At 47.1% G+C, this 12,622-nt stretch carries 6 protein-coding genes and 1 pseudogene; all 7 read right to left on the bottom strand.

The features are described 5' to 3' along the window. Positions 1–6,861: CARDB domain-containing protein (locus B5M42_RS24935; protein WP_230633182.1), on the bottom strand; the 6,861-nt coding region annotated here is incomplete at its 3' end. A 77-nt stretch (positions 6,862–6,938) separates the two neighbouring features. Then, positions 6,939–8,141: an S-layer homology domain-containing protein gene (locus tag B5M42_RS24930; protein WP_167690371.1), complete on the bottom strand. Its 1,203-nt coding sequence runs from the start codon at positions 8,139–8,141 to the stop codon at positions 6,939–6,941. Positions 8,142–8,321: 180 nt separating this feature from the next. Beyond that, complete coding sequence (locus B5M42_RS24925; RefSeq protein WP_407946149.1) at positions 8,322–8,825, bottom strand: hypothetical protein; 504 nt, start codon at positions 8,823–8,825, stop codon at positions 8,322–8,324. Continuing rightward, complete coding sequence (locus B5M42_RS25820; protein ID WP_407946148.1) at positions 8,804–9,052, bottom strand: TadE/TadG family type IV pilus assembly protein; 249 nt, start codon at positions 9,050–9,052, stop codon at positions 8,804–8,806. The genes B5M42_RS24925 and B5M42_RS25820 overlap by 22 nt, the downstream gene beginning before the upstream one ends. A 23-nt stretch (positions 9,053–9,075) precedes the next feature. Continuing rightward, positions 9,076–9,684 carry a hypothetical protein gene (locus B5M42_RS24920; protein ID WP_134757838.1) on the bottom strand — a complete coding sequence of 203 codons (609 nt, stop codon included), beginning with the start codon at positions 9,682–9,684 and terminating at the stop codon, positions 9,076–9,078. Positions 9,685–9,702: 18 nt separating this feature from the next. Continuing rightward, positions 9,703–12,177: a hypothetical protein gene (locus B5M42_RS24915; protein WP_230633180.1), complete on the bottom strand. Its 2,475-nt coding sequence runs from the start codon at positions 12,175–12,177 to the stop codon at positions 9,703–9,705. A 162-nt stretch (positions 12,178–12,339) separates the two neighbouring features. Further along, positions 12,340–12,622: pseudogene (locus tag B5M42_RS24910) on the bottom strand (PKD domain-containing protein); the annotation flags it as partial.

The raw sequence follows: 12,622 nt of genomic DNA, 5'->3' as shown, positions 1-12,622 counted from the left end.
CATCGGATCTGTCACCGTCAATCTCAATGTATAGCTGCTCTGCGGCACATCCAGCATCATAAATGCCTTGGTCGTTCCGGACGGGATGGCGGAAACCGTGTAAATCGTTTGATACGTTCCTCCGTTCATGCTTCTTTCCACCTGAATATTGACCACATCGCCGTCCGGGTCTGTCGGCACGATCGTTACCGTCACATCGTCATTCTGATACACTGTCGACGGCTGGATCGCGATGGTACCCGTCGGCGCCCGGTTGATGTACATCCACGTTTTTGGCGAATAGCTGGACCAGACATAACCGTCAAACACTCTCACCCACACCTGCAGCTTCTGCCCTGCCGGCAGGTCGGCTGGAACTGTCCAGGAAGCGGTAGAACTGGTTGTATTTTGCGCCAATATTCCTGAATCCATCACGACTGCAGAATTGTCTGCATTCATTACCTGAATCTGAAAATTGCTGAATACGGTGTCTGGGTCGGGATCCGTTTGCGTCCATGTCAAGATCGGCTTTGTCGTACTGAAAATCGTCGGCGTTGCCTGAGTCCCCGACGGATTCACCATTGTAGCGCTTGGCGGACTATTCGTGTTCATCCACCCTACATTTGACCAATCCGACCAAACCGAGTTTTCATTCATCACTCGCACCTGAACCTTAAGCTTTGACGCACGTGGTACATCCACGTTCATGGTCCAACTATCCGATGCTTGCGTTCGATTGGCTGCCGGTACGCTAATATCAGCGCTGCCGACCAGAGCACCATATTCATTCCATACACGAACCTGCTGATAAGCAATTCTTCCTGTTTCGTCGTTCTGATTCCAGCTAATAGTTGGCCGTAACGTCGTAACCGTCGTCGGATTCTCATAAGTTCCCGAAGGGAAGGTCAGTACAACGCTAGGGGGTCTGCGGCTGCCAAACCATGCTTCGTTAGACCATTGCGACCATGTTGTTTCGTCCTTAACGCGTACCTTAATGCGGAATTTAAGATCGGCATTTCCATACACATTGGTTGCCAAATAGCTATTGACTTCTTCCTTCGTAACAAACGTCTTGATTCCAGAGCTCTTATCATCGGTTTCATACTCTCTTCCCGAGTACGTGGCGACCTGTCCGATATAAACCTCATAGGCGGTATAGGTTGTATCTGGGTCCAAATCCGTTTGCGACCAACTGATCATCGGATTCGTTCCCACCGGAAAAAAGGTTGGTGTGTCCTTGCTCCCTTCAGGGTAAGTCAGCGTTGCAATCGGCGGATTGTTGGGACGTACGCCTACGTCCAGACTGGTCGTTTCCGGCCATGACCATGCCCCAAACTCATCTTTTACCTGCAGGCCGATCGTGTAAGTACCCGAATCACTGACTTTGAGCAGCTTAGTGTTGGAGATCGTGCCGTCTGGAGAGATGTAATAATATTTGCGCTCCACAATCCCACGGCTTACCGCATACCCTGATTCAATATGTCCGGTTGTAGCGTTGTACCGATCGGGGTCATAGCTCGTATCTGTCCAGCTTACGGTGCCATCCGTATTAAGCGTCAAATTGAATTGAGCTACCGGCCGTCGGTGAACGATGATGCTTTTCTTGAACGCGTTGGAGCTTTTCCGATAAGCATCAAACGTCATGTCCGGGTATTTGAATGCAGACAATGGAAACGGATCGTCCTTCGCCCGCAGCGTGATATCCCATTTGCCGACTCTGTCAAAGTTTGGCTGGCCAGTAGCAAAGCTCTTGCCGCTTAGCGGTGACAAACCACCGTTATCAATGAACATCGGGGTATGCACGTAAGTCCAACTATATGAACCTGACATCGGGTCGTGCTCCGGATCCGTGAACACGATATTGTCGTAGGACAGCTCGGATTTGCCGGTCTGATCGTCGAGGATTGCATAATCCGCGCCCCAAAGATCGTCTTCCTGGTACGGTTTCATGTTCATCGCGCTGAACGTCACGAACGGCTTGTCCGAGAACGCTCCGAAGTGGCCGCTGACCGGGAAGCTCGCATCCGTCATATCCGAAAAATAATTGACCTTGTTCAGCCATACATTAATGACGTTGCCCACCGTGCGTATTTTGACGGCGTAGCTCTTGCCATCAATGATGTAATAGGGTGACAAGGACAACACAGAACGAGCACCATTGATGTATTTACACAGATACGCGTAATTACCGTCAAACTCCAAGGCGTACCGATTTTTGCCGTCAAGCATCCGGAAAGAGTAGCCGAAGGTTTGCCCGTCGAGCTGCACTTGATCGGTCTTGAAATTAAAGGCAAGCTCGGCGTCACCGGCTACCGTCTGTGACACAAACTGCCCGAACTGATAACGGGGCGTCACCGGCAAGGCATCTGCCACCGGTCCTTTGTCTAACCAATATACCGTGGGTCCAGTGGGATAATTGCTGTACCCGGTGCCGTGGCTATAGTACATCCACCCGCTAAGCAGGAGGCCATCTCCAACGTATTCCTGGTAACTTTTTTGGTTAGTCGTTTCCGTCATGTTGGTGTATATCCCTACATTGCCGGCTATCACCTTGCCGGAACCGTTGCTCAGGCTCGTGCATTGGTTGTAGATATTGGAGGCGCATCGGCCTGCAGCGTAATTTCCAGCTCCATCTACATGCATGTTGGTATCCATCCCGGTCACTACTGGGCCTGTCCAGCTCGATACGGCTCCGGTCCGCATATCGATCAGATTGTTGACAGTCGTGCGTATATCACCCATTGTGCCCTGTGTGGCGTACATGGTTTTGCTAACAATCGTTTGATTGAGGGAGTTGATGATCATCGTGTTGATGTTTTCGTTCCAATCAAACGTGTAGGCTGCTGTTATGCTTAACGTATTCCCCCCTGTCCTGGCTCTCCAGACAAGGTTAAAGTTTTGATCGTATTTGGCCACGTAAATTCCCAGGGCAAGCTCAGGGTATGCCCGCATGTTGTATTCGGTGTAGCCTTTCATCGTACCCCCGTCAGGAGCTTGGCAAACTTTCTCTTCGTAAAAATACGTATTCCCAAAACTATCTTTGTATGGCGGCCCCGCGGGCGCAACCTGATTGAATCGGCAGGATGTGGTGAGATATTGCGCCGGACTGTAGCTCACCGGAGCGCCCGATGAAGACTTTTTGGCTTCGTAAGTCACCGAAACCCAAGGATTATTTCCAGCAGTGTTAATGCTGCCGGAGTTTGTGATATTCCCGTATGGGTCAACCTCCGTGTACATATTGCCAAAATAACCATTTGTCGAATAGTAACCGTCAGAGTCCAGAAAGAACAACAAGTGATCGTTTTTGGAAATCGTATCCTTGATCGTCGTCGTGCTTACGCCGGTCGCACCGGGTACATCGAAGCAGGCAATCAGTGACGCATCCTGTGCTTTAAAGGAGCAAGCCATAGAAAGATAGTTCCAGTAGGTCGTTACTTTACTTTTCGACGAATCGTAAACCTGCTTGCTCGGTGTATTTTTCGTAAAAAGCAGGTAAATTGTTTTATCCGCAAATACGAACTTTACAGATCCTTTGCTTAGTTCCTCTTTTACGCTGACCGTTTTGGTTTGATACGATCCGCTGTAATAGGGGACGGTTTTATCGGCCAGTACGTTGGTTGGGATATTTTGGTAGCTGAGGACATAATCGTAGGGATTACCGTCGAGCCACACGTGCTTGTAGTTGCCTATCGTATGACCTGTATCCCAAACGATGTCCAGCTTGTACCTACCTATTTTACTTTTATTCAAAGCATAAAATTTATTGCCAAGATCTGTGCCGGTAGACATATCTTTGAGCTGATAATAAAGGTGCATTCGGTCAGTTTCAATGGGCGTGTCACCCGGCACAACACCGGCCGGTTGTCCGTCTATACCGGGTATCAGCAAGGGCTGGGACATGGAAGGATCAGCAGCGGACATGGCCTTATAGATCGAGACACCGTTTTTCCCAAACCCGTTATCGTTCAGCGGCGTACTGTATGCCGTTGCCCCGCCAAACCCGTAGGGCGTCCAGACGGAGTTCACGCCCATATTACTGCGCTCTTTACCTTTCCCTAACCCAGCCAATAGCGCTTCGTTCTCGTTTTGCCAGTTGTATGTCGGCGTCTTGCTTAGAGCGGTATTACTGTTGGTGGCCAACAAGGTCCAGAACTTGAGGATATCGGACGCTTTGAAAACTGTAGGCGGTGTCGGATCCGGATTGGGGCTATTGCCCGCGAGTTCGAAGCTGACTTCCGGCGCTTGGTTGATTACATCCATAACACCCGATTCTGCTTCTGCAGCTGCGCCGTAATCCTCTACCACGCGAAGCTTAAATTTGTATTTGCCTACCTTGGCCGGGCTGAATACGTATTTGCTCATGTTGCCCGTCACGGCCGTCCAAGGTTCGGTCGCATCGCTAAACGATCCGTCATTGTTAGAATCGTAGCGGACGTACCAAAGCGTTTGCGTGATCGTGTCGCCGTCAGGGCTGTAAGATTGATTCAAAACGTCGTAGCTCTCGCCCCGGATCCCCAGCGCCGGCGCGCTGATCTTGGCCACCGGTGGTGCATCCGGATGGACGATGATATCGCAGCTGCTGACATTCTCCGACTCCAGCCCCGTGGAATCAACGACCTTGTTCAGCGTGACCGTGACCGTGATATCGCTGCTAGTATTATTCACGTAGGTCGCTTGCTTGTTATTCCATACATCCTTCGAATGATCGATGGAGCGTCCCATCGGGCTGCGGCTCTTATCTGCGTTGATGGATGATCCTACCGGCCGATTGGATTTGATCTCCGCGGGAGCCTGACAGGCGGCGATCGGGTTCGGCTTTACGACGTTCAGCGTAGCGGTGCGCCAGCTGCTTTGTGCGCCTCGGGTATCGGTCAATTTCATTTTGATGGTGTGAGCGCCCAGGACATCTGCTTTGAGGCCATGAAAGCGCTCGTCGTGATCGTACAGGCCATATTGGCTTTCGAGACTCTGTATCCACGGATCTGAGCTGCCTGCAAAATCCCACGTTGGGAAAAATCCGTCTCCTTCGGGATCGTATGGCTCCTCGGGAACGGCCAGCTTGTTATGAATGACGCCCAGGTCAACATAATTGCCGACCACAACCTCGTTGATCGCAGGATAGTTGCTGGTGTTGCCGTAAGCAAACCAGCCTGGGCTGCCATACGGCGGGTTGTTATTAGGGGCAATCGTGACCGTAAAGCTTTTCGGTCCAACAACCTTTGTCGTGCCACAGCTCGTGACAATCTTCATCGTGACGTTTACATTTCCCTCCCCCATCCCTCCGGGGTAAGGCGGGCCAGAGAAGCTTTGCGCTGATGCGATTGAGGTTGTACTGATATAACTTTTCGTAATCCCGTTTTGTTCAAAACTAAAGCCAAACTGACTGATCGCACAGGCTGTGCCGTTTTTCGACCCGGTGACCGAAACACCGACCGGATACATCGTGTTGCTTTGGCCGTAGGGCATCGTTAGCTTTTCAATGCTAAAATCTCCGGTTACGACTTCCGGAACCGGAACGGCCGCGCAGCTGAGCTGCGGAGTTACGGTTATCGATTTACTGTTATCCGCCACGTTGCTTTCACCGGTGACCGTATCTACGATTATTGCAACATTGTAACTGGAAGTCCCTGCAAACGTTTTTGAGAACGTTTCAGTTTTACTGGCACCGGCTGCAAGGCCGGAGGCGTAATTGAAGGTTTTGAACGTGGCCCCGTCGATCACGACTTTGGCTTGAAAGGGTGTTGTGATATCCGTTCCACCGGTGTTTGAGAAGGTGTAGGAAATCGATGTTGCTGCATTTACCTCAACGCAGGACGGAGATGAAATATCCCCTACTACAAGATTTGGTGCATTAGGTGGGGTATCATACTGAACGGTCACTTCATTATTGTACTGATAGGTTGTCCCTTTGAGATCGACAATGAACGCTGCATAGTAAACAATAACCTTGGCCCCAGCAGCAGGTAAGTCCCTTGATGATTCAAAATTGCTATTAAAGGTAGCGAAGCTCTGTTGAAAAGACACCCGATAAAATCCGGCATCATTTGCATTGGGTTTTACGTCTATGCCTGAAATAATTTTTGATCTAGGATAGCCTAAATGGTTTTGATCAGGGCCAGTAATTGGAATTCCCAAAATTGCCAAATTGTCATTCACTTGTGCATTGTTGGTTGCAGTAACGTTAGTCACAGCCGAGTCTGGAACCACTACTTCTCCAAGTTTAAATGCTTTATCCTTTGTAGCCCCTAAACTAAGTGCACCAAGATTTGAAAACTCAGTGTCAGTTGTTGAACATCCTGGCAATGAAGGTAATGGCAATGGATAACCGCTAATATATTCATCAGGTGAATTTGATGGTGCATGATATTTTGCGGGACCATAATTATCAGGCCCACAGCTAATCTTTACAATGTTGCCGTTGATATCAGGTACATCGGCATACCAGTTTCTGCCTTGTGATCCACCAGGACTGTAACGGTACCATGCATAGTATCCTTTTGTACCCTCAGCATTTCCTATCGAGAATACATTCTGAGCAGTACCATTAATGTCGTTCACAAGTTTATCATAACTGTTCCTGCCTACCGCAGCTGGGGGCGTAATATCCTGAGATCCATGAAAAATTTTCGTAATCACTTTTCCCGCAGGAACAGTAACGTTGATTTTTCCACCGGATAAGTAACTACTGGACGAATAGTATTTATTATCCGAAGCTAAATTAGCTCCGGCATATGTAAAACTTAAAGGGGTTGTAATCGATTCTGGACTTGATGCAAAAGCCCTTAGAGCATCTAGACAATACAATGTAGTTTGTGATGTGCAGAACATTACAACAAGCATAATAACACTAAACAGCCTAATTTTTTTCCTTAATCTGCCCATGAAACTTTACTTCCCCCTTTCGTCTGAAGTATGCACCGCGCGCTCAACTACGCGCGGTGCATGGTCAGTTATTAATTTTATTTCTTTGGAACGTAGATAGAGGTTATTGTGCGTGTTGAGTCCATTACGGGTGGTCTTGCAGGGGCATTCAATGTTATAGAAATATCACTTTGTGTTAAAAATCCCGATTTAGGCAGAATCATACATTGCATATCCCCACGTTTATTTCTGAATACTGATGTTAGCGTATTGAGTACCCCGTTATCCAGAGCATCAGGATCGGGACTTTTGAATCCATAGATCGCAAAACCAACCTTACCGTTTTCAGCATATGCATTCGTATCCTTCACATAATCCACATGGCTTTTCACCAGAATCACATAGCTATCTGGATAATCCTTAATCAGCGGCATCTCACCTTCATGATATGGTGCAAACCAGTGCAATTCATTGATATTACCAAGTAGACCTCGGTTTGGATCGTTTGGATCAGCCATATCGATCACTACAACTTCATCGATTTGTCCTTTAAATTTGCCATCAGCTGTTTCCAATACCAACTTTTCCGGTGACCACTCATACCCTTGTCCCTGTTTCCCAGCAAAAACTGGAATCATGGAAAACAAATTTGTTCGTTTCAATGCCAACTCCGCGCTCGAAACCGCGTATTTATCGACCTCTAATTTTTCTCCATTGTTTACGGAAAGGATGCGTTCAATGATCGTCACGGATTGAGCCCGCGTTGTGTTACCCTGCGGAGCCAATTCCCCACGTTCAAGCCCTTGGACAAGCCCTTTGCTGGTTGCCGTGAACATAACACCTTCGTTGCTAATATTAACTTCTTTTTGTTGTAGGGTAGGGTCAGTGGCTGTGACGGCAATTTTGGCCATCTGCAACCGACTGATTGGCTTATTAAGAAAGATATCGGTGTTGATTGCATCTTCCCTCAGGTACCCCTTCTCAACAGCTGCCTTAACGTAAGGGACGTACCAATCGGTTCCGCTTGTAGCACCACTCACTGGCAATTTTGTAGCCGTGACGACCATTTTCACAAACTCTGCCCCAGTGACGTAATTCTCCGGGCGAAATGAACCGTCATCATAACCATCAACATATCTTTTCTGAATTGCTTTGGCTACCGCTTGTTTGGCCCAGTGGTCGCGCATGTCAGCAAATGGCGTTGGGTTATCATCGGCTTGTGTAGATGCCGGAATAATACTTCCAAGTGAACACATTGCCAATAACCCTGCCAGAACAAACTTTTTTTTCATTTTCATCATTGATTCTCTCCCCACATGAAGAATATTCATAAAACTTATCATTCTTTTTCCAGCTAAACAGATTCATGCAACTATCTAAGCAATTTCTCAAAAAATCCCAGGACTACAGAGCCATACCGATGGCGAAAATACCAGATCCCATATATAAACAAATAGCCACAACGGCTATCATTTTCAAAGTTAAGAACCCGACCAGACGCGTTCCACAGATCTGGTTTTCAATTTCAAATCATAAGAAATAAATGGAACAATCAATTTGTAGGTGTATTCAACTTCAATCCCAAACTTAGGATTGTCCGCCGAAAAATTCGGCAGCGTCAGTTCTGTAACCTGCAATCGGTCCTTTTCCACCCATGTAGCGTCCATAAAATTCAAAACAAACGGCCGAATCGCATTATTAAAAGCTTGGGTCAGGCGGGATTTTACCTGCTCCTCCACTCGCTGGGTGTAAGCATCCAACGACTCGTTCGCATCCTGAACCGGGTCCAGTGTCTGCTCTTTAACGGTTTGCTTCAATTCATCCGAAGCCGTGCTCAGCAAATTGTCCTTGACAAAATTCGCCACCATCTCACTGATCGACGAATCGATCCCTTCTTCTTCCATCGTTTGCTTTAAACCATCCGTAATAGGGTCTGTAATGATCTTGTCTACTTGTTGGTCGATCAAATCATTAGCTTTATCCATTCGCGCTTCTGAGCTTGTCGCCAGCTTGTAAGTTTCCTGAATCGCTTGGCCCAATGCCGAAGGGTCGCTACTTGCTTGGTCATTTCCGACGTCGCATTTTGTAAGGACATCTGAACAATCGTCAGTTTGATGATCGTCATCAGGCATAATACAAATGCCAGAAATAAGGGGAGAACCAGCGCCGCCTCCAGTGTTATACTCCCGTTTTCATTTGTGCGGAACTTCATCTGCATTCTCCCCTTGGTTCTTTTTAATTGGTGATTTTTACGTCCCAGTAGCCGGATTCACCGGAAACATCTTCGTATTTAATGCGATAGGCGTCGCGTTTCTCTACATCCAGATAGATGTAGCCTTCATGAACTTCATTCTGAAGGTATCTTTCCATCATTAGATTTCCTTCCAAATTTTGCCCTGTCATACCTGTATCAAAACCAATATAATTTTCGCCCATTTGAGTTTCGCCAGCATTGTAAATAGTAAAATTATGAAGTTCATTTAGAGTATCAGCATCTGTATTTTTTATGGATTTAATTTTCGCTTTCATTACCAAGATCTCGTCATTGAGCGGTTTTTGCTTTTTTCCATCTGATTGATTCAAGGTTTGCTGAACATCTCCTCCATCTAATGTAATCTCGAATTTATCGATAATTTTCGTTTTTTCTCCAACAACTTCAACCTTTCCTAAAGATTTTTCATTGGAGGAGGACTTTACCTCAGTTGTAGCAGTTGCGCTCGTTGAGGTGCTTTGACTTGGAGCCGGTGAAGCATCTGAATTCGTATCGCCCTTTCCTGTTCCGCAACCACTTAAAGCTAATACAAACGTTAAAATTGTTAACACCTTTGCTAACGATGGTTTCATCAATAACCCTCCCATATTCTAGTAAGACATATCTTTATTTCCACTGCTATAATAATATCTGTTACCTTTTACCTCTTGATCAGAAAAGATTGTCCGACTCAAGGAATTCATTACTTCTGGTAAAAACCATAAACGAACTGAAAACTGTGCTTTTCCAAACATGTACGTTGAGTATTGACTTAAATCTTTGTTAGTATCAAGTTGAATCAACGCTTGCATTCTAGCTAATTTTTTAGCTTCTGCACTGTGAATTAACAAAAATAATCGCAAGTAGTCTTTATAATCTAAAGTAATTGAATTTAATGGTTTAATTCCTACTAATGGAATTTTTTTCCCCGAGAAAAATCCAATCAAATCAGCAAAAGCCAAACTCACACCATACGCAATGGCCGCAATTAGTATCAATAAAGGATGCCCTAACGCCTTAATTTGAGGCTTCATAAACCCTTCCAATGTCCGAATTGCCACCCGAATCAAAAACAATTCCCCCAAAGCCGCTCCGACGTTCGCTCCGGGTTTATCCAAACCATAAATTAAATACTCAATACCGGAGTTCTCAGCTCCAAGCGCCTTGGCCAGCTCGTTCGCATCAAGCTTCTTGTCTTTGAAATAATTTGAAGAAGCGCCCGGATCAAAGCTATTGAAGTGCTCAAACGCGTATTCGTTAACATACATTTCATTACGCATGGATATTAAGAAATCGCTTAATCGCTCAAAAAACGAATCCATCGCCGACATAGCTTCAGAGCTCGAATCCTCGTAGTCTGGTTGCGGCTCCTTCGGCTCCTCATTTTTGCCGGCTTCCCCTTTGACTGCATCTGTCTCCTGTTGCTTCATATACTTCTGATAGTACTCACTAAGATTGGTATAGTCGTCATTTTCTTCTTTCAACGTTTTAAACGCATCCAGAATGTTAAAGACGTCTTTAATCCCAAGTTCCGCTTGACTTTCTTGATCCTTAACAACTTGGCTTTCCTTATTCTGCTCGTACTTCGCCTTCTCCTCACGCCGCTTTGCTTCCTCCGGATAGTTCTTCGGCAAGCTGTTCTTGTAAATTTGTGCGCCTGCAGCGCTGTGATTCAGGTAAATGTCCTGAGCCAAGCCCTTCACAGTGACGACCGTTGGAGGCTGGCGCGAGCTTTGATACGCCGTCGGCAGGGCTGACGTCAATTGATCTACGCTGTTTTTGACTGCTGTCAGCTTCGACTTTTCGGCTTGCAGGTCCTGCTCCATTCGCTCGAAATAGCTTTCCGGCAAAATCAAGCTTTCCATATCCTTGATCAGCTTTTCCAAGGAGGCTTGTTCCTGACTGAGATCGCCGTTCTGCGGCGTGGCGGCTCCATCGGCATTTGGCGCGTTGCTCACCGTCTCATAGTTGCTGGCTCCGGTTTCCTGCTTCGCTTTGTCCAATGCTTCCTTCATCTTTTGATTGGCTTCCTTGGCGTCGGCCAGCTGCTTCTCTGTATTCGGATAAAGGCCGATCACAGCGTCCAGCTTTTGTCCGAGCTGTTGAAGCACGCTGTGCGCTTGAGAAAGATACACGTTCAGCGGTCCCAGCGTATCCCGGATGGATGTATCCAGCTTGATCCACTCATTGTTCATCTCGACCAATTGATCCGATAAAGCGTCAATCTGGCGCTCCTGCGCCGATGTATCGACAGCTTCACCTTCTCCGGCACTAGCCGTCATTTGGCTGATTTGCTGCTGAATCGACTGGATTTGATTTCGTACCGCTTGCTGCCGCTGCTCCAGTTCGGCTTTCTGCTTCTCCCACTTTTGAATATCCAGATAGTAGCGTTCGACCATATCATAGTGACTGGCAATCGTTTCGACATCGGCAATTTGGCCAAACAATCTGTTGCTATCCGTCAGATCGAAGCTGCCGCCGTTTTTGTCGATCAGAGACGGAATAGCCAAATTCGCTTGATCCAACGCTTTGCGGCTTTCCCAAAAGCTGTCCAGACTTTTTTCCCGGCTGTCATAGCTTTTACGCATCGCTTTGGATGCTTTCGTGGCCGCCGAGGCGGTTTTCATTACTGCAGCCAATTGCTTGAATTTATCGAACATCTCTAGTGTAATTTCGATAGGCGCTTTGTATTTCATATCTTCGAGCACCTGCTGCTCGAACACAACGTGATTGCCCAAGTCGCCGGTAGCCTCCAAGTGCGCGGAATCGGCTGACAACTGAGGATCGATCAGAGAGAACGAACCGTCGCCGGCCGGATGAGTCAGGTTCTGCTCGATGATTTCACGAAATAAAGGCTCAACTTGCTCCTTGCTGACGCCAAACAAGCCGTATTTACCTTGCAGTTCTTTATCAAATGCGGCCAGCGCCGAGCGTACCGCTGCGTCGACAGCCATATCGGTTTGTCGTTTCGCTGTCTGAATGCGTGCAAAATCGATCAAAACCGCATTAAATAAAAAGACGGCCGCTACGATGCTGATCAAAAAGATCGATACCGAGCCGTCCTCCTTCAGCTTGAACCACTTCATAATAGATTTCCCTCAGCATCCAATATTCTCGCACCTTTTTGTAAAAGGTAGTTTACAAGAGACAATATATCACATCCTCTCCACTTATTGAACACATTTTGACTTAAATTCTGCCGTCCTACTTCTATATTGATTATGCTCCGTCTTATTAGGTGCAACGGTTCAATCCCTTAGCTGCGTCACCAAAAAGCTGTACATCTTGTTTTTAATCGTGATCGGCACATCATACGTTTGGACGTATCCGTTGCTCCAAACCGTCGTAAACCGAACCGTGTACAGCCCGTCCGCCAACCGGTCAAATCCCCCGTCCCATAGCTCGCCGCTCCAGTTCACCCGATTGGCGCTGTTTAAGCCTGCGCTTGTGTCCGGCCCCATTAATTTAGCACTGACTGATGTTGCTACCGTCGCCGTTCCCGTGTTCGTCACATTCGCTGATACCATCAGC

It is taken from the genome of Paenibacillus athensensis (assembly GCF_004514475.2).
Classification (GTDB): domain Bacteria; phylum Bacillota; class Bacilli; order Paenibacillales; family NBRC-103111; genus Paenibacillus_AL; species Paenibacillus_AL athensensis.
This window is presented reverse-complemented; position numbering and strand designations above follow the sequence as displayed.